The organism is Armatimonadota bacterium (genome assembly GCA_035527535.1).
Lineage (GTDB): Bacteria > Armatimonadota > Hebobacteria.
Map to the genome: position 1 here is coordinate 1 of DATLAK010000103.1, position 18,719 is coordinate 18,719.

Annotated in this window: 15 protein-coding genes; 10 read left to right on the forward strand and 5 right to left on the reverse strand. The window is 69.6% G+C overall.

Annotated elements, in window-relative coordinates; all coding sequences use genetic code 11:
• Positions 1–128 precede the first annotated feature (128 nt).
• The 4 genes from VM221_07575 to VM221_07590 form a co-directional block, all read right to left on the reverse strand.
• The gene (locus VM221_07575) at positions 129–1,268 is read right to left on the reverse strand and encodes a cysteine desulfurase family protein (protein ID HUT74680.1); all 1,140 of its coding nucleotides are present in this window, start codon (positions 1,266–1,268) and stop codon (positions 129–131) included.
• Positions 1,265–2,776, reverse strand: coding sequence for a hypothetical protein (locus VM221_07580; protein HUT74681.1), 1,512 nt, complete (start codon positions 2,774–2,776; stop codon positions 1,265–1,267). The genes VM221_07575 and VM221_07580 overlap by 4 nt, the downstream gene beginning before the upstream one ends.
• Before the next feature lie 3 nt (positions 2,777–2,779).
• Positions 2,780–3,778, reverse strand: a complete 999-nt coding sequence (locus VM221_07585; protein ID HUT74682.1) for a polyprenyl synthetase family protein — start codon at positions 3,776–3,778, stop codon at positions 2,780–2,782.
• 311 nt (positions 3,779–4,089) lie between these two features.
• Positions 4,090–5,121 carry a Gfo/Idh/MocA family oxidoreductase gene (locus tag VM221_07590; GenBank protein ID HUT74683.1) on the reverse strand — a complete coding sequence of 344 codons (1,032 nt, stop codon included), beginning with the start codon at positions 5,119–5,121 and terminating at the stop codon, positions 4,090–4,092.
• Between the two features lie 201 nt (positions 5,122–5,322).
• Here VM221_07590 and VM221_07595 point away from each other — a divergent pair, with 201 nt between their 5' ends.
• From VM221_07595 to VM221_07640, 10 genes are all read left to right on the forward strand, one after another.
• Positions 5,323–6,264 (forward strand): hypothetical protein, encoded by a 942-nt coding sequence (locus tag VM221_07595; protein ID HUT74684.1) that lies wholly within the window; start codon positions 5,323–5,325, stop codon positions 6,262–6,264.
• Positions 6,265–6,445: 181 nt separating this feature from the next.
• Positions 6,446–7,372 carry an ABC transporter ATP-binding protein gene (locus VM221_07600; protein HUT74685.1) on the forward strand — a complete coding sequence of 309 codons (927 nt, stop codon included), beginning with the start codon at positions 6,446–6,448 and terminating at the stop codon, positions 7,370–7,372.
• A 1-nt stretch (position 7,373) separates the two neighbouring features.
• A complete protein-coding gene (locus tag VM221_07605) occupies positions 7,374–8,138 on the forward strand; it encodes an ABC transporter permease subunit (protein ID HUT74686.1) in 765 nt (254 codons plus the stop codon).
• 5 nt (positions 8,139–8,143) lie between these two features.
• A complete protein-coding gene (locus tag VM221_07610; protein HUT74687.1) occupies positions 8,144–8,953 on the forward strand; it encodes a tetratricopeptide repeat protein in 810 nt (269 codons plus the stop codon).
• 73 nt (positions 8,954–9,026) lie between these two features.
• Positions 9,027–9,965: a diacylglycerol kinase family protein gene (locus VM221_07615; GenBank protein HUT74688.1), complete on the forward strand. Its 939-nt coding sequence runs from the start codon at positions 9,027–9,029 to the stop codon at positions 9,963–9,965.
• Positions 9,962–10,642 carry a ribonuclease HIII gene (rnhC, locus tag VM221_07620; GenBank protein HUT74689.1) on the forward strand — a complete coding sequence of 227 codons (681 nt, stop codon included), beginning with the start codon at positions 9,962–9,964 and terminating at the stop codon, positions 10,640–10,642. Before VM221_07615 ends, rnhC begins: the two co-directional genes overlap by 4 nt.
• 281 nt (positions 10,643–10,923) lie before the next feature.
• On the forward strand, positions 10,924–13,695 hold the full coding sequence (gene topA / locus VM221_07625) for a type I DNA topoisomerase (GenBank protein ID HUT74690.1): 2,772 nt from the start codon (positions 10,924–10,926) through the stop codon (positions 13,693–13,695).
• Positions 13,696–13,754: 59 nt separating this feature from the next.
• Entirely contained in the window at positions 13,755–16,046 is a 2,292-nt protein-coding gene (locus VM221_07630; GenBank protein HUT74691.1) for a tetratricopeptide repeat protein, read from the forward strand.
• A gap of 185 nt (positions 16,047–16,231) precedes the next feature.
• Positions 16,232–17,008 carry a polysaccharide deacetylase family protein gene (locus VM221_07635; GenBank protein ID HUT74692.1) on the forward strand — a complete coding sequence of 259 codons (777 nt, stop codon included), beginning with the start codon at positions 16,232–16,234 and terminating at the stop codon, positions 17,006–17,008.
• A 3-nt stretch (positions 17,009–17,011) separates the two neighbouring features.
• The gene (locus tag VM221_07640; GenBank protein HUT74693.1) at positions 17,012–18,112 is read left to right on the forward strand and encodes a glycosyltransferase; all 1,101 of its coding nucleotides are present in this window, start codon (positions 17,012–17,014) and stop codon (positions 18,110–18,112) included.
• On the opposite strand, the gene VM221_07645 is transcribed toward VM221_07640, so the two are convergent.
• The coding region (locus tag VM221_07645) for a tetratricopeptide repeat protein (GenBank protein HUT74694.1) at positions 18,109–18,719 on the reverse strand (611 nt) is incomplete at its 5' end. The two genes, VM221_07640 and VM221_07645, sit on opposite strands and share 4 nt — an antisense overlap.

Below are 18,719 nucleotides of genomic sequence, written 5' to 3' on the forward strand. Positions count from 1 at the left end.
GGAATCTCGAAGCGCCATCGGGAATCAGCCATCGGGGGATGACCTCTCTATGCTAAGGAGTGTTACTCACACCCATGTTTCGCATATGCAGAGTGCATCCCCTCCAAGCTCAAGATGAATAATCCGGGCTAGCGCAGGTCCGCGATGACTTCCGGCAGTAACTCCAGCAGCCGGTCAACGTCGCCCTCGGTAGTGTCGCGCCCGAGGGTCAGGCGCAGCGCCGACTGTGCCAGCGGCTTGCTCAGGCCCATGGCGCGCAGGACGTGGGAGGACTCGATACTGGCCGCCGCACACGCCGACCCGGAGCTGGCGGCGATGCCGAGCAGGTCGAGCTTGACCACCAGCGTCTCCCCCGAGACGCCCTCGAAGGCGAAGTTGGCGTTGGCGGCGACGCGGAGCGTGCGCCCGCCGTTCAGGCGCGCGCCAGGGATCGCCCCGAGCACGCCGGAGACGAGGCGGTCGCGCAACGCGGTGAGGCGCGCGGTCTCGCTTTCCCGCAGGTGCTCGGCCAGCTCCAGTGCGGCGGCGAAGCCCACGATCCCCGGGACGTTTTCGGTGCCCGGGCGCAGCTCGCGCTCCTGGTCGCCCCCGCGCATGATGGGCGCGATGCGCGTGCCCGCGCGCACATAGAGCGCGCCCACTCCCTTGGGGCCGTAGAACTTGTGCCCCGACAGGCTGAGCAGGTCCACTCCCAACGCGCGCACGTTGACTGCCGCCGCCCCGGCCGCTTGCACCGCGTCGGTGTGGAAGTAGGCGCCGCGCTCGCGCGCGATGCCGGCCAGTTCGGGCACCGGCTGGATCGTCCCCACTTCGTTGTTGACCAGCATGACCGAGACCAGGATGGTATCATCGCGCATGGCGGCGGCGAGCGCCTGCGGCTCCACCATGCCGTCGGCGGTGACCGGCAGGCGCGAGACCTCGAAGCCCAGGCCTTCGAGCAGGAGCGCGGCCTCCATCACCGCGTGATGTTCAAAGGCGGAGATGATGACGTGGCTGCCGCGCGCGCGGTTGGCATGCGCCACGCCCAGGAGGGCGAGGTTATCGGCCTCGGTGCCGCCGCCGGTGAACACGACCTCGGCGCCGGCGCACCCCAGCACCTCGGCCACCTTGTCGCGCGCGAAGTCCACCGCCGCCCGGGCCTCACGGCCGAAGCTGTGGATGCTGCCGGCATTGCCGAAGCGCTCGCGCAGGTACGGCCGCATCGCCTGCTCCACCCGCGGGTCGAGCGGCGTGGTGGCGGCATGGTCAAGATAGACGCGGCTGGTCATGGCAGGTCACTCCGTGATGACGGCCCCACCAGGGTGAAGGTGACCGTCACCCCCGGCGGCATCATGACCGCGTGCCACCCCTCGGCGACGCGCCCGACATCGGTCTCGCGCGTGACGATCGCGCGCCCGTTGAAGGTGATCGCGGCGCCGGAGCTGCGCGCGCGCCACTTTCCCGCGGGCAGGTAAACCCAGTGCGTGAGCCCCGCCGGGCCGGGCGCGAACATGGCGCGCACCTCGAGGTGATCCGCTGCTTGGCGCAGGGCCTCCTGCACCCCGACCGCGAACGCGCGAGTGGTGGCGCCAACGGTCCCGCGCATCGCGCTCGATAGGAGGCGCGGGCCGAAAACACGCTCCACGTAGTTGGCGAAACCCAAGTAGTAGTCCATCCCCGCCGCCGAGCGGTCGCTCATCAGCGGCGACGCGGGGCCGGTGCGCAGGAAGGCGCTGACGCAGCGGTCGGCATCCCGGGCCGGCGCCCGCAAGTCGGCCGCCGCCAGCCACGGGTGCCCGCTTGCGCCCTCGGCGCTGCGCAGCAGCCACTGGGAGAAGAGCTGCTCGCCCAGCTTGCCGTTGGCCCAAGGCTCGGGCTCGCGGAAGTGATCTACCCCCGGTAGGGCCGCATGGCCGTATTCGTGGAGAAGCTGGCGCATCCATTCCGCAGGCGCGTGCGGGGTGTACGCCGCGCAGACGTAGATGTTTGCGCCCCAGCTCTCCGCCCCTGCCGGCCCCTCGTCGGTGACCCAAACCGTGAGCGGGCTGCGAAGGTTGAGCGCCGGCTCTGCGACCGACCCGAGATGGGCCTCGCGCAGACATGCCGCGCGCAAGATCAGGTCCGCGCAGTCGGTCGCCAGCCCTCGGCGCGCGGGACCCGCCGACGCGCTGTAGCGGACCGCCAGCACCGCCTGCCAGCGCTGCGAGCTCCGATCCATTGCATACCCCCGGCACAGGCGGTCGAAGGTCCAGCCGAACCGCGGATCGGTCGCCGGCGCCTCGCGCTCCTCGGCGATGACCAGCATCTCCCAGGGGCCGGGGCTTCCCGCCAGGCGATCATCCGCCGCTGCGATGGCGGCCATCTGCCGGGGCAAGGGGAGAGCTTCGGGGGTGCGGCGATCCATGGAGTCTGGGAGGCCGCCGGCGACCAGGCGGTTGAGATAGTCCCGATCCGCCGGATCGGGATCCAGCAGCACCGCCGCCGCCGCCGCGTCGAGCGCCTTGTCGCGCAGGCCCTTGTCCGCGTACAGCCTGCTCAGCCAGCGGTAGGCCGCGACCAGATCGCGGTCCTGCGCCACCGCGGATTCGAGACGGGCGATGGCGCCGTCGCGATCCCCGCGTTCTACCGCCGCTCGCGCCTCGTTCAACGCCGCCAGTGCGTCCGCGGCGACGGGAGTGAGAGCTCCGCTGCACGACAACGCAGCGATCAGGGCCGCGAGGATGAAGCGCCAGACGGCAGGGTGAAGCCCGATCACCCGGGTGCGGGCGCGGTGCGCCGGGGCGCAGCCCGTGGACACCGGTCAGCTTCCCGCGGTGGCAGGGGTCGCGAAGCCACGACGAGCCATGGCCGCAAGGCACTCGCGCGCCGGGGACTCCGGCAGCACCATCAGCTGATCCGCGGCCTCGTCCGCGAGGTTCTGCACCCGCTCGCTCGCGTATTCGAAGCCGCCCGTGTCGGCAATGAGCTGGCGCACGCGCGCCAGGTCCGCTTCGCGCGCGTGCGCGCCGTCGAGCGCCGCGAGCAGCTCCGCCCGTTGCGCGGGCGCGCCCGCGCGCAGGCTGTAGATGACCGGCAGCGTGAAATGGCCCTGCGCCAGGTCACGGGCCACCGACTTGCCGGTGTCCTCGGCGCTGGCGGTGAGGTCGAGAATGTCGTCGGCTATCTGGTAGGCGATGCCGAAGCGGCGCCCGAAGACGTCCAGCGCCGTCTTCGCGGTCTTCCCCGCCCCCGCAGCGATCGCCCCCAGGCGCGCGCTGGCGGCGAACAGCGATCCCGTCTTGGCGGATACGATGCCCAGGTATTGCGCCTCGGTCAGCTCGCGCCCGGGTGACGTGATCTCCTGGATCTGGCCGCGGCACATCTCCATCGCGGCGTCGGCGACGGAGATCATGACCTCGTGATCATCCGTCTGGGCGAGGCGCTTGAGCGCGCCCGCCAGCAGATGGTCGCCCAGGAGCACGGCCATCTTGTTGCCCCACAGCGTGCGCGCGGCGGGAACGCCGCGGCGGGTGTCGGCGCCGTCCATGACATCATCATGCACCAGCGACACGACGTGCAGCACCTCGATCACCGCCGCCGGCACGATGCAGCGCGGGCCGTCGTACCCGCACGCGCGCGCCGCCAGCAGCACCATGCCTGGACGCAGTCGCTTGCCCGGCGTGGTCGCCACCTGGCGCACCGCGTCGCTCACCGCCTCCCCTACCGCTCCCCCGCCACCGGCCGCCATCGCGGCGATTTCGGCGGCGACCTGCTCCAGCTCGGGTGCGAGATGGGGGCACAACTCGTTGAGCGCGATCATTATCCGGAACACCTGCGCACAATCCGCCGACGGCGTGAAACGCAGAAGACGCGGCAGACTGCCGCTTGTCGCACCACGCAGGAAACCGCCGGCAGCCGCTGGCGCGTAGGTCCAGCTCATACGCCCTCCAGGAAGCGGCGCCAGCTGCGGTGGTCACGCAAGACTGTGCGATACCGAACTTTCTCCAGCCGCGGTCGTATTATAGGCGCCCCCCATGCGGGTGTCAATTCCGTGCCCCTTCGGGTGTGAACTCGGAGCACGGCTCTGGTCCCTTCTACGCGACGCTCAATGAGTCGTCCCGTGGTGCGCTCTCACTCCAGCTCCACCCTGCGCCCGCTGCGCGCCGACTCGTAGGCCGCCAGCAGCATCCGCACATTCATGCGTCCTTCGTCCGCGGTCGCGATCGGCCCGCGCCGGCCGAGGAAGAACTCCACCGCCGGCCGCGCCACCCCGCGAATGCGGTAACCGTGGTTGGGCGGCGTCGGGAGGTCCACGACGTTCCACGCGCTCTCGCCCGCCAGGATGTACTTCAACCCGCGCGTGCCCTGCGGGATCGGCACCACGCTGCACGATGGCAGGTCCCCATACGCCTGCACGATCGTCCCCCGGTCACCGACGATAGTGGTCGTATCCTCCGCCGCCACGCACGTGAACGAGCACTCCAGGAGGCCCATGGCGCCGCCCTCAAAACGGTAGATGGCGATCCCGGTGTCATGGGGGACCTGGGGGCTGACCAGGGTAGCGATCTCCGCCGTCACGCTCGTCGGTTTGCCCAACACCCACATCAGGAAGTCCGCGGGATGCGCGGCGTCGTCCATGAATATCCCGCGGTTAAGCGCCGGGTTGGCGTGCCAACTACCGGCGAAGTCGGGCCATAGATGCGTAGCCAGGCCGTGGCGGCGTCGCAGGATCGTAACCTTGCCGATGCGGCCCGATTGCACCGCCTCGCGCATCCACAGGTTCTGCGGGTCGCAGCGCATCTGCCACGCCATGCTGAAGCGCGCCGCGTTCTCTGCGACCGCGCGCACGATGCGGTCGCAATCCTCCAGCGTGAGCGCCATCGGCTTCTGCAGCAGGATGTCCTTACCCGCGCGCGCCGCCGCCTCGACGTGGTCGGCGTGGTAGGCGGTCTCCGAGCCGATGATGACGCCCGACAGGTCATCGCGCCGCAGCATCCCATCGAGATCGGGGGCGAACTCGCACCCGTGCGCGGCACAGCGCGCGGCCCCGCGCTCGGGATCGTGGTCCCATCCCGCGACGATGCGCGCATCCCCCATCGCCGCGATCTCGCTCGCGTAAGCGTCAACGTGCTCGTGCGCGAAGCCAACGATCGCCAGGTTCACCGCCGTCATCCTCCTGCTGCCGGTACCGGCCCCGCAACCATCTCCATTTTCATCTTCTCCGCGCTCAGCGCGCATTCCCCTGCCGCGGCGCGGCAGGGACGGCGGCGCTTCCCGCACCCGACTGGCGCAGCCCGAAAGGTATGGACCCGGCCCGCGGCGAACAATCACCGAGTCGTTCGCTGGGGGTGGCGGGAGTGGCTAATGGCAGTGCGTACGCGGCTGGAGGAGCTGGCCCAGCAAATCGCGGATCGGCTGGGCGAAGACGAGCGCGTGGTCGCCGTGCTGCTGCTGGGCTCGGTCGCCCAGGAGCAGAGTTGGCAGGGTTCCGACCTCGACTTGCTGACGGTGGTTGACGGCGACGTCCCGGAGCAGGCCCCGCCGCTGCTGGTGACCGATGTGGAGGGCGTGCCCGCGCAGGTGGAATGGGCGAGCTTGGAGGCCTTCCTCGGCGAGAGCGGCCGCGAGGGGACTCGCCTGCGCAACCAACTCGCCGCGGGGGCGCGCGCCTACGCCAAGGTGCTGTTCGACCGCAGCGGGCAGGTGACGGAGGTGGTGGAGCGCGCCCGCGAGTTCCCCGATGCCACGCGCCACGCCTTTCGCCTCATCTACGTCGGTTGGGCTGGTCACGCCATGCACGCCGCCGAGCAGTACCTCGCCCTCTCGCGCCCGGGCGTCGCCCTGGCGTGGGCGCGCCGCGCGCTCGACGAGGTCGGGCGCCTGGCGCTGGTCGAGGCGGGGGTCTATCCAACCAAGGCGTGGCAATGCCAGCTCGAGGCCGAGCGCCCGGACCTGTACGCCGAGTACGTGCGCCTGGTGGCCTTGGGCGACGGGGGCGACGCCTGTCGCACCATCCTGGCGCACACCCAAGCGGAAGTATTGAATTCGCTGCCGGCGTGCGCGGCGTTCATTCGCCGCGCGTTCGCGGGCTGTCCGGGTCCGCTGTCCCTGAGCCAACTCATCAATCGCCTGCAAACCGCTTGCCAAGTCGAGTTCGCGCGCGCCCTGGGGCCGGCCGCGTGGGGACTGATCGAGCAACTTGTGCAGCATCGCGTGCTGGCGCGCGACCGGCGTCCGGCGGAATTTCCGACTCGGGGCAACGGCGTGGTCTTCGATGAGGTCGTTTACGCTCCGGTGTCGGAGTGAACCGAGCCTGGACTGCCGGCGACCGGGCAGGTCCAGGCTCAGTCCAGAGAGTGACCTGAATCCAGGACCTGAGATCGGTTGACATCCGCGGTGGCGGATGGGTATACTTTAAGTGGGAAAGCGTCGCCCCGTGGTTCCTCTTTTCCGGTGTTGACGCAAGTTCACTCGCGGGAGGTCGCACTTGGCATCGGTCGTCGAAATGCACGGGCTCACGAAGGTCTATCGCTCCTTCTTCGGCGGCACCGGCGTGCTCGCTCTCAACCAGCTCGACCTGGAGATCCAGGAGGGAGAGACCTTCGGACTAGTCGGGCCCAACGGGTCCGGGAAAACCACCTGCCTCAAGCTACTGCTGGGGCTCCTTTACCCCACCGCGGGCGAGGCCATGCTCTTCGGCCGCAAGGTGTGGGACATGCGGGTCAAGGCGCTGCTGGGCTACATGCCCGAGACGCCCTACTTCTACGATCACCTGAGCGGAGAGCAGTTGCTGCGCTACTTCGCGCAGCTGTTCGGGCTGCGGGGGGCGGAGCAGCGGCGGCGCATAGATGAGTTGCTGGCGCTGGTGGGGTTGTCGGAGCGGCGCCACATGCTGCTGCGCTACTACTCGCGGGGGATGCTGCAGCGTATCGGCCTCGCGCAGGCTCTGCTCAACGACCCCGCACTGCTGATCGTTGACGAGGTGACCTCAGGCCTCGACCCCGTGGGGGCGCATCAGATCCGGAGCCTCATCCTCGAGCTCAAGCGCCAGGGGAAGACCATCCTGCTGTCGAGCCACCTGCTCAACGAGGTGCAGACCCTGTGCGACCGGGTGGGCGTCTTGTACCGCGGCAACCTCAAGGCCTGCGGGACGATTGACGAGTTGCTGCCGCAGCCGTCGCAGGTGGTGATCACGGCGCTGGGGCTGGAGGCGCCGACGGTGGCGCGGCTGGAGGAGCTGGGCGCGGCGTGCGCGGCGGCCGACGGCATGGTGCGGGTGACCGTGGCTCCGGAGCAGGCGGAGCAGGCGGTGGCGGTGATACAGGGTGACGGCGGGCGGCTCCACGAGCTGACGCGGCCGCGCCCGACGCTGGAGGAGGTATTCATGGACATGGTGCGGGAGGAGGTGGAGTAGAATGCGCAGCATCATTACCATCGCCCGCAACACCATCTCCGAGGCGCTGAGTCGCGTCATCCTGCAGATGATCCTGGTGTTCGCGATCATCTTTCTGGTTCTCGGCTTCTTCTTCACCTTCATGACCCCGGGCGAAGAGGACAAGATGCTCAAGGACCTGGGGCTGACGGTGATCACCGGGTTCGGGCTGCTGCTCGCGATCTTCATGGGCGTAAGCCTCATCCAGCCCGAGATGGAACGGCGCACCATCTACGCGCTGCTCGCCAAGCCGGTGCGCCGGCTGGAGTTCGTGCTCGGCAAGTACGCCGGCACGATCGCGGTGCTCGCCCTGTCGATGATCGTCATGGGCGTCGTCCTGGTGGGGTCTCTCTTCCTCAAGCAAGGCGTCTGGAGCCCGGAACTGCTGATAGCTCTGGTTGGCATATTCTTCGCACTGATGATCATGGCCGCGCTGGTGATGATGATCAGCACCTTCGCCTCCACGCTGATGTCGGTCGTCGCCGGCTTCCTGTTCTGGTCGATCGGCTATGCTCAGAGCTACCTCCAGCAGCTCTCCGAACACGCCGATAACCCCGTCTCGGTGCGGGTGCTCAACACCATCAGCGCGGTGCTGCCCAACTTCACTTACCTCGACTTGCGCCTGGCGGTGGTTGACGGCCTCAGCATTCCCGCCCAACTGCTGGGCAAGATGGCGCTCTACGGCGTGGGCTACGCCGCCGTCGTCCTCGCCATCGCGGCGGTTCTGTTCAACGAAAGGGAGATGTAGCTGCGATGAAGGGGAAGGCGCACAAGCGCGGCCGGTGGCTGCTGCTGCCGGCGTTTGCGGTGCTGGTGCTGCTGGTTCCGGTGCAACGGAGCATCGTCAGTGATCCCGGCTACCGCAAAGAGTACGTGAATCCAGCCGTGAACTTGGGGAGCGTTCGCGAAGGCGGTACGGTGGCCCTGATGGCGATGTTGGGTGGTTTCCGTCCCTTGGTCAGCAATCTGCTGTGGCTAAAGGTGGACGAGTTCTGGCATCGCGGCGGCAGCGGCTATTGGCGCATGGTGGGAGTGCTGCAGGCGATCTGCGAGATGGACCCCCATTTCATTGATGCATGGTCCACGTTCGGCTGGCACTGCGCGTGGAACATCTACGTTGATGCCCCCGTGAAGGATCGCCCGAAGTGGGTTCAGACCGGTATCGAGATCTACCAGCGCGGCATCAAGTTCAACCCCGACCGCTATGACCTCTACAAGGACCTGGCCTGGCTCTATCATGACAAGCTCAGGGACTACGAGCGAGCGATCCCGGCGTGGCAGGAGACGCTCAAGCATCCCGATGCTCCGATCTACGTCCGACACATGATCGCCCACTGCTACGAGAACACCTGGCAGGTGGATAAGGCGATCGCGACCTGGAAGGAGTGCCTGAAGGAGGATCCCACCGACGTGGTGGCCAAGGCCGCCCTGGACTGGTGGCGGCAGCAGACCGCGGACCCGGAGAAGCTGAAGGCCGAAAAGCTGCGCATCCTGGTGCGTGAGAACGGCGTCCGCCGGAGCCGCCAACTGCCCATGATGGAGGAACCACACTCCATCAGGTAGTGCTGCGCGCGGCCATCGCATTCTCGACGCCGCACCTTCCAGGTGCGGCGTCATCATATTCCAGGAGGAGCCCGTGCCCGGCGCGCCCGCTTTGCTGATTGCCAACCCCGGTGCGGGTCGCGGTCGGACTCGGCGCCTGGCCCCCCTGCTCGCACGCGCGCTGGCGGCGCGCTATCTGGAGGTTGATCTCCGATTCACCCGCGACGGCGACGACGCCGCTCACATCGTCCGCGCGGCGGTGGCGGCGGGCTGCGACCGGGTTGTCGTCGCCGGCGGCGACGGCACTATCAACTCCGTCGTCGGCGCGCTCGCTCACACCCCGGTCGCCCTGGGGGTCATCCCCACTGGCATGGCCAACGCCTTCGCGCGCGAGCTGCGCATCCCCCGGGCCTGGCGCCGAGCGTGCGATCTCGCCGCCGGATGGCGTCGCCGCGTGATTGATGTGGCTCGCGCCGGCGATCGCCATTTCGCCCTCATGGCGGGCATCGGCTTCGACGCCCAGGTGGTGGCGCGGGTGAACCCCGCCATCAAGCGGTGGCTGGGGCCCGCGGCCTTCGTGCTCGCGGGCCTGGGGTGCATGCGCCGCTGCCAGCCGGCGCGCGTGTGCTTGCGGTGGGACGGCGGCGAATTCGATCGCCCCGCGTTCGTGGTCGCGGTCGCCAATGGGGCCCACTACACCTACGAGTGGCGCTTGGCACCGGACGCCCGCCTCGACGACGGCTTGCTCGATGTCGTCGTCTTCGGCTGGCACGGGTGGCTCGACCCCGCGGCCCACGTCGTCGGCGCGCTTGTCGGGACCCACCTGCGGCGGCCCGGGGTGACCGCGCTGCGGACGCGGCGCCTGCGGATCGAGTGTGACCCGCCGCTGCCGCTGCACCTGGATGGCGACGCCGCAGGCGTCAGCCCGGTGGAGGTGGAAATCCTGCCCGAGGCGCTCACCGTGTTGGCGCCGGCGCCGCCAGCGGCGACCCGCGCGGCGCGGCACTGTGAGGTGGCCAGGCACGACTCATGAGCGCCGACGAACGCGAGCCCGCCCCCGCCTGGACCGCCAACGCCGGCCCCCGTATCGGCACCGACGAGGCGGGCAAGGGGGACTACTTCGGATACCTGGTGGTGGGCGCAGTGTACGTCGAGCCATCGCAGGAGGCGTCACTGCGAGAGCTCGGCGTGCGCGATTCCAAGCGCATGTCCGACCAGGTGGCGCGGCGGCTGGCAGGCGAGATCGTGGCGCGGGTGCCGTCCGAGATCGTGCGCATTTCCCCGCGGCGCTACAACGAGTTCTACACGAAGCTGCGCAACCTCAACCACCTGCTGGCGTGGGCGCACGCCCGCGCGATCGAGAATCTCCTGGCGCGCGCGCCCGCCCCCCTGGTGGTGTCGGACCAGTTCGGCGACGAGCAGCGGCTGCGGCAGGCGCTGATGCGCAAGGGGCGCCGGGTGACGCTGGTGCAGGCGCCGCACGCGGAGCGGGAGGTGGCGGTCGCCGCAGCGTCGGTCGTGGCCCGCGCCGCCTTCCTGGAGACGCTGGAGGCGCTATCCGCGCGCGTGGGGGTGGCCCTGCCCAAGGGCGCGACTCACGTCATCGCTACGGCCCGCGAGATCCGACGCCGGGGCGGCGACGAGCTACTGGCGGAGGTCGCTAAGCTGCACTTTCGCGTGACGCAGCAGGCGCGGCAAGGCGATTCATAGTCAGGGATCACGCGGTTCGCTGTCGGCCGACAATTGAACCGCGAACAGCAGTTCCGGGCGATTACACGGCGTGTCGCGCGGGCAAGGATTGCCGCCGGCGCCGCGGTGAGCGCCGGCAGGTCCCCCCGGCCGCACTTGCGCGGGCGGTGGAAAATCTGTATTGTATTAGCGCCGTTCGTCCATTGTGGGCGCGATTCCGGTGAAGTCGCGGTTACCTCGCCCCGCCCGGTCGGGGCACCCATTCCGAAAGGAGCGGCAGCGGTCCCAGCGCGATCGGAGCAATGGGAAAGTCCCTGATCATCGTCGAGTCCCCCGCCAAGACGCGCACTTTGCGCGGCTTCGTGGGCCCCGGCTACGAGATAGCTGCCTCCATGGGGCATGTCCGCGACCTCCCGCCCAAGCGGTTGGGGGTGGATGTCGAACATGATTTTGCCCCCGAGTACGAGCCCCTGGCCGACCGCAAGGCCGCCCTGGCGGAGCTGCGCAAGCAGGTCAAGGCGGCCGCCGCCGTCTATCTCGCCTCCGACCCGGACCGCGAGGGCGAGGCCATCGCCTGGCACCTGGCCCAAGCGCTCAAGCTCAAGGAGCCCAGGCGCATCGAGTTCAACGAGATCACCAAGCGCGCGGTGCAGCACGCCCTGGAGCATCCGCGCGACATAGATATGCGGCGCGTTGACGCCCAGCAGGCGCGGCGCGTCCTGGATCGCCTGGTGGGCTACAAGCTGAGCCCGCTATTGTGGCGCAAGCTGCGGCGCAACGCCCGCAGCGCCGGGCGCGTGCAGTCGGTCACGGTAAAGCTGGTATGTGACCGGGAGCGCGAGATCGAGGCCTTCCAACCCCAGGAGCACTGGGACATCTTCGCCGACCTCACCCCCGGCGGGGATGACCAGGCATTCCGCGCCAAGCTCGTAGCAGTCGCCGGCGAAAAGGCCAAGGTTGGTGATGGCGAACGGGCGTTGTCCATCGCCGAAGATGCGCGCAAGCAGAGCTACGAAGTCGCGCGGATCAAGCGCGCCGACCGCAGCCTTCGCCCGGCGCCGCCGTTCATCACCTCGACCCTGCAGCAAGAGGCCTCCGCGCGCCTGGGCATGGCCCCGCGGCGGACGATGGTGGTGGCGCAGCAGCTCTACGAAGGGATTGAGCTGGGTGCGGAGGGCTCGGTCGGCCTCATTACCTACATGCGAACCGACTCCACGCGCGTCGCCCAGGATGCGCAGGCCGAAGCGCGGGAGTACATCACGAGCTCGTTCGGCGCCGGCTACGTGCCCGAGCGCCCGCGCCAGTTTGCCGCGCGCAAGGGCGCCCAGGAGGCGCACGAAGCCATCCGCCCGACCTATGTCGCGCACAGCCCCGATGCCGTCGCGCAATACCTCGACCGCGACCAGTTGCGGCTGTACCGGCTGATCTGGTCGAGGTTTGTGGCCAGCCAGATGGCCGACGCGGTGCTGGATGTGATGGTGGTTGACGCGGCGGGCGGGCCCTATCTCTTCCGCGTTACCGGGCAGGCGGTGCGGTTCGCGGGCTTCATGCGGGTCTACTCGCCGCTCAAGGCGCAGGGGGAAGAGGGCGCGGAGATGAAGCTGCCGCCGCTGCAGGACGGGCAAGCGCTGACCCTGCTCAACCTGGACATGACCCAGAAGTTCACCCAGCCGCCGCCGCGCTATACCGAGGCGAGCCTGGTGCGCGTGCTGGAGTCAAAGGGCATCGGCCGTCCCAGCACCTACGCGCCGATCCTCGGCACCATCCGCGAACGCGGCTACGTTTACCTGGACGATGAGAAGCCGAAGCACCTGCGCCCGACCGACCTCGGGTTGGTGGTCACCGATCAGCTCGCGGAGCACTTCCCGCGCATCATGAACGTGCAGTTCACGGCCACGGTCGAGGAGCAGCTCGACCGCGTGGAGCAGGGCGAGAACGACTGGGTGCAACTGCTGCGCGAGTTCTACGGGCCGTTCGCAGAGTCCCTGGCGCGGGCCGAAGAGAACATGGGCGCGGCGCCGGTGCCGCCCGCGCCCGAAGTCGCGCCCACTCCAGAGGCGACGCCTACGCTCGCCGCGCCGGAAGTGGCAGGCGCGCCCGCGCAACCCGCGCCGGAAACCGAACCGCCTTTGCCCTTCATCACCCGCAAGGGAACGGTCACAGAGGATAGCCTAGGAAAGTGCGCGACGGTAGTTGACGCGAGCGACCTGTCGCTCCTGAAGGTCGGGAACGAGCGAGGGACAGAGTACCCGGTTGGCCGCAAGGCCGTGCGCCGCATTGTCTCATCTCTCAAGCCTGCCCCGCCGCCGCCGTCGCTCGCGCAAGAGGCCTCGCCGGAAGTGACGCCTAGGCCCGCCGCCCCGCTGGAGCCTGTGCAGGCCGCGCCGACCGCTGCGCGCTCGGCGCGCATGCCCGCGCGGGAGACGCTGGAGAAGTGCCCGCAGTGCGGAAAGGCGCTAGTGGTACGCGTCGGCAAGCGCGGGCCCTTCATGGCTTGCAGCGGCTACCCTGAATGCCGCTACACCGCGCCGGTGGGGGACGACGGCGCCAGTCCCGCTCTGTCCCAGCCGACGGACGAGGTGTGCGCGGAGTGCGGGAAACCGATGCTCGTGCGCACCGGCCGGCGGGGGCCGTTCCTGGGGTGTTCGGGGTACCCGGAATGCAAGCACACGGGGCCGCTGGCCAAGGAGGGCGCAACCGGCACGCCGGATGATGAGGGACCGCAGGCGGAGCAGGCGAGGGCCGCGCAGAAGCAATGCCCGGAGTGCGGCAAGCCGATGACGGTTCGCCACAGCCGTCGGGGCGCCTTTCTGGGGTGCAGCGGTTACCCGACATGCCGCCACACCGAACCGCTGGCCGCAGGCGACAGGCAGCGGCCGCAGCGCGAGCCGCCGCGGCCCACGGGCGAGACTTGCGATCAGTGCGGCAAGCCGATGGTTGTACGCGGGGGAAGACGGGGGGGCTTCGTCGGATGTTCGGGCTATCCCAAATGCCGCAACACGCGCCCGATTCCCACATCGGCGGCCGGCGAGTCTGGCCCGGAGCCGGCGGGAAGTGCGGTTGATGATTCATAGACGAAACGATGCTTGACGCAGGCGCATAGCTCGCCTGCCGCGGCAGGAGAGTGCCCGTCGTGATCTGTCAGCGTTGCGGCGCAGTCAATTCCTCCGAACGGCGCACGTGCGCCCGCTGCGGCCTCTCCCTGGGCGCGCCGCGGCAGCGTTCGCGGCGCCGCATGACGGCGTCGCGGCGGCGGGCGTTCTGGCGCGGCGTCACCGTCGGGCTTATCGGCGCCGGCGCCGCCTACGGATACGGCCGCCTCTCCAGCTTGCACGTCGGCGCCGCCGGCTACTATGCCCCGGCGCTGGCAGCGATCGGCGGGGTGGCGGGAGCGCTGATCGGGTATGTCCCGCGCGTGGCATGGCTTGTGTTGCTGCGCGGCGCGCTCATCCTGTGGCTGGCGCTGGCGCGCGGCATCGCTGCGCGCAAGATTCGACGCCCGATGGGCGCGCAGCGACGCGCCATGGAGGACGGTGGCGCCAGCGCGGACGGCCACCATCGCCTCGCGATGCTGGAGTGGATCTCGGGGCAACCTGCACGGGCTATGGAGAATATGCAGTCCGCCCTTGCCCTCGATCCCGACAATCCCGTCGCCTGGCACAACATGGGGGTCATGGCGGCCGTTGACGGGCAGAGCGAGACCGCGATCGATCTGCTTCAGCGCGCGGTCCCGCATCTGGGCGCGTCGCCAACTGCTTACTCCAATCTGGCCGGGGTCTTGATCGGAGCCGGCCGCTACGAGCACGCGCTGAGCGCGGCGGAGACCGGGCTGCGCGCCGACGACCGCCACCCGGCGCTGCGCCAGCAGCGGGCGGTGCTCCTGGCGCAGCAGCGCAGGCACGAGGAGGCGGTGCGCGACCTCGAGTACGCGGTCACCGCTACGCCGCGACTGGCCGCGATGCACAACAACCTGGGCGTCATGTACCGGGCCCAGAGCGATGATGCGGCGGCGCTCGCGCAGTTCCGCCTGGCGCTGCGCTATGATCCCGGCTACGCCGTCGCCAGCTACAACCTCGGGGTGTACCACGCGGCGCGCGGCGAGTTCGCAGAAGCCGCGGAGCGGCTGCAGTCCGCCCTGCGCGACACGCCCACGCATGCGCGAGCCCACGCCACGCTCGGTATCGCATACTACGGCATGGGGCGGGTCGAGCCGGCGACGACGTACACGAGGCGTGCGGTCGAGCTCTCCGCGGCTGATTTCGAGGTCCGCTACAGCTACGGGACCATGCTCCTCAACGAGGGTCACGTGGACCTTGCCGTGCACGAGTTGGAGCGCGCGCGCGAACTGCACCCGCGCAATGCCGACGTGCTCGTGAACCTGGGCCTGGCGACCTATCTCAAGGGCAAGCTGCCGGCCGCGCTGGCCCACTTCCGCACCGCGGCGGAGGCCAACCCTCAGCACGCCATCGCTCACTACAACACCGGCCTCACTTGCGATTCGCTGCAACTCCTGGCCGAGGCTCAGGACCGGTTCCAGCGGGCGATCGAGCTCCGGGGCGATCTCGCGGAGGCGCACAATAACCTGGGCGCGGTGGATGTGGCGCAGGGGCTGACGGTGGATTCGGTGGAGCATCTCGCGCGCGCAGTGGATCTGCTGCCGGCGAGCGCCATGCCGCTGTCAAACCTGGGCCTGGCGTACTACCTGGAGGGCGACGCCGATGCCGCCGAACGCGCCCTCAAGCGCGCATTGGCGACCGATCCCGACCTGCCCTCCGTCTGCGACGTGCTGGGCCACACCTACAGGGATAAGGGCAACCTGCCGGGCGCCATCGAGCAGTGGGAGAAGCTGACCCAACTCGAGCCCCTTAATCCCGATGCCTACACCAACCTCGGCCTCGTTTACTTCAAGAAGGAGATGATGAAGGAGGCGATTGCCTGCCTGCGCAAGGTGCTCACCTTCACTCCCCATTCCGCCGAGGCCCACAACAATGTGGGGCTGGCGTACGCGCGCAATCGCCAGCTCGACGAAGCCGTCTACCACCTCGGCCGCGTGCTCGACATGCGCCCCAACGACCCCATCACCCACAGCAACTACGGGCTGGCGCTGTATTTCAAGGGGGAGGCGGAGAAGGCGACCTACGAGTGGATGGAGGTCACCCGGCTGTCGCCAGCCTACGCACGCGCGCGAGCGCCGACCCGACTGCAGCAGTACGACGAATCGCTGATGGCGGTGCGCCCGCTCGACAAGCTCGCGCGGCTCATGCGCTTCCCGGCGCGCAGCGCGCCGTTTCACTACAACTTCGAGATGGCGTGGTCGCAGGAGTTTCACTTGCACATACCGTGGGCGGACATCGAGAGCGCGCGGCGCTGGGCCGCCCGGTGCAGCGCGGTTGCCGAGCGGGTGCGGCGATTGCATGTGGTCTGAGCCCCGGCTCCGAGGCTGATCTGCGACCTGCGGCGCTGCGCCGCCATCTCCGGCGCCGATATGCTAGCGGGCGTCGGCCCTGCCGCCGACTCGCCTCGGGGCCAGGCGGGTGCGGGCCGCGGTCCTCGCGGCAGGGGCCTGCGAACCGGCAGGACGCTCGTCTGCAGCCACAGAAAACAGGGGGCGTGCATCTCCTCTCGCCATGGCGTCGCGCCCCGTCGTTCACCGCTGCCGACGGCTTGCCGATCCTGCTCTACCACAAGGTGGGCGACTACCGGTCAGGCGCAGCGGTGAAGGCTCATTATGTCACGCCCGCGTTGTTTCGCGCCCACTTGTCTTTCCTCGCCGCCGCCGGATACCGCACGATCGGCGTGCGCGACATCTTGCGCTACCTGCGCGGCGAGCGCATCGCGGTCGAGCGACCGATAGCGATCACCTTCGACGACGGGTACGAATGCGTGTACTCCCGGGCCTGGCCGGTACTTCGCGAGTTCGGATTCGGGGCCATCGTCTTCGTCGCCGCGGGGCATGTGGGTGGGGTCAACGACTGGGAGCCCCGGCTGAGGGCGCCCGAGCCGATGCTGACAGCCGATCACATCGCTGAGCTAGCGCGCGCCGGCATTGAGATCGGCTCCCATGGCATGAGCCATCGCCCCCTGACCCGGCTCGCGTCCGCGCGGTTGCGGGAGGAGCTCGTCGCCTCCAAGCGCATACTGGAGGATATGCTGGAGCGCGAGGTGTGCGCGCTGTCGTACCCCTGCGGGGATCATGACGGCCGCGTGCGCGCGCTCGCGGCCGAGGCGGGTTATCTCGCCGCCTGCGCCACCGAGCGCGGCGTCAACCGGCCCGGAGGCGACTTCTTCTCTCTCCGGCGCCTTAACATCCGTCGCTACAACTACCTTCCGCTGTTCCGACGCAAGCTGCGACGCGCCTATGGCCTGCCGGCGCCGCGGGCGGAGTAAGCCGTGCGCATCTATCAGTTCATCACGCCCTCGCAAATCGGCGGGGCTGAAGTGCACGTGCTCAGCCTCTGCCTCAAGCTGGTTGAGCGCGGCCACGCGGTGACCGTGGTCTGCCCGCGCGGCCGCGCCTTGACCGATGAACTGCGCCGCCGCGGCGTTGATCTCTGGGCGCCGCGCACCGCGGGCAAACTCGACCCCGTGACCCTGCTCCGCCTGGCGCGGCGTTTGCGCCGCGAGCGCGTCGCCGTGCTGCACACCCACCTTTCCACCGCCAGCCTCATCGGCAGCCTCGCCGCGCGCCTGGCCCACGTGCCCGTAGTGGCGACGGTGCATGGCCTCAACACGCGCACCTGCTTCATGCACGCCCAACGCATCATCGCCGTCTCTCACGCGGTGCGCCGTCATCTGGCCGCACAGGGCGTCCCGGAAACACGCATCCGCGTCATCTACAACGGCGTCAACCTGGGCGACCACCGCGACCCCCCCGATCCGCATCCCCTGCGGCAGCGGCTGGGAGTGGCGCGCGGCGACGCCCTGATTGGCACCGTCGGCCGGCTCAGCCCGGAGAAAGGCCAGGTTCATCTCATCGAGGCAGCGGCCATACTCAGGGCGCGCGACCGGTTGCCCGTGCGCGTTCTGCTCGTGGGCGACGGCCGCGAGCGCCCCGCCCTGGCGCAGGCGGCCCGGCGCCGCGGCCTCGGCGACCACGTCATCTTCGCCGGGTTTCAGCGTGACGCTACTTCTTACGAGGCGGCGATGGACATCTTCTGCCTGCCCTCGATCCGCGAGGGGCTGTCGTTATCCGCGCTGGAGGCGATGGCCCTGCGCAAACCCGTCGTCGCCTCCCGCGTCGGGGGCACCCCCGAGGTGGTGGCTGACGGCGTCAGCGGCCTGCTGGTCGAACCCGCTAACCCCGAGGCCCTGGCCGCCGCGCTCGCGCGCCTGCTGCGCGATCACGACCTGGCGAGGCGCATGGGCGAAGCTGGGCGTCGGCGCGTGGAGAGCATCTTCGACCTGGAACGGGTGGTGGACGAGGTGGAGGGCGTGTACCACGAACTGGTCGGCACGCGCCCGGACGCGCCTCCTGCCGCCGCCGGAGGCTAGCGCCCCCGCTCTTTGAGGATGCGCTTCGCCGTCGGGTTCTCGGGGTCGAGCGCCGCCGCTTGCGCGGCCCGCAGATAGGCCTCCTGCCGCCGTCCCGCCTGCCAGCAGGCGAGCGCGATGTTAGCGATGATGGGGGCGAAGTCCGGCTTGTAGGAGGCGGCGGCCTCGAACGCGGCGACCGCATCATCGAAACGACCCGCCGCCGCCAGGGCCATGCCGCGCGCGTTGCGGGACTTGGCGATGGCCTCGGCCCGGGCAAAAGGCACCACGCGGTAGGCGTAAACGGCGTCACTGCCGGTGCCCCAGCGCGCCGCCGGCTCGAACCTGCGGCAGCGCTGCACGGCCGCGACCGCGGCGATGTTGCGCAGCGTTCGCTCCCGCACTAACAGGTAGTTGGCGCCCAGCGCGTCGGCCACCCGCAGCACCGCGCCGACGCCGTCCGTGGGCACCTGTGCGCACCGCAGCCCCGTGAAACAATGCAGGCTCCACGCGTCATCGGTCACCGCCACCCGCACCGGCTCGCGCAGCGAGGCGATCCCGCCCGCCGCGCGCCGGTAGGGTGAGCGGTCAACGTCGCTGTGCGCGGGGGTGAAGGCGTACCACGCCG

Coding starts and splice junctions, on each gene's coding strand:
- VM221_07605 (HUT74686.1), top strand. CDS start 7,374: ATGCGCAGCATCATTACCATCGCCCGCAACACCATCTCCGAGGCGCTG.
- topA (HUT74690.1), top strand. CDS start 10,924: ATGGGAAAGTCCCTGATCATCGTCGAGTCCCCCGCCAAGACGCGCACT.
- VM221_07575 (HUT74680.1), bottom strand. CDS start 1,268: ATGACCAGCCGCGTCTATCTTGACCATGCCGCCACCACGCCGCTCGAC.
- rnhC (HUT74689.1), top strand. CDS start 9,962: ATGAGCGCCGACGAACGCGAGCCCGCCCCCGCCTGGACCGCCAACGCC.
- VM221_07610 (HUT74687.1), top strand. CDS start 8,144: ATGAAGGGGAAGGCGCACAAGCGCGGCCGGTGGCTGCTGCTGCCGGCG.
- VM221_07585 (HUT74682.1), bottom strand. CDS start 3,778: ATGATCGCGCTCAACGAGTTGTGCCCCCATCTCGCACCCGAGCTGGAG.
- VM221_07595 (HUT74684.1), top strand. CDS start 5,323: ATGGCAGTGCGTACGCGGCTGGAGGAGCTGGCCCAGCAAATCGCGGAT.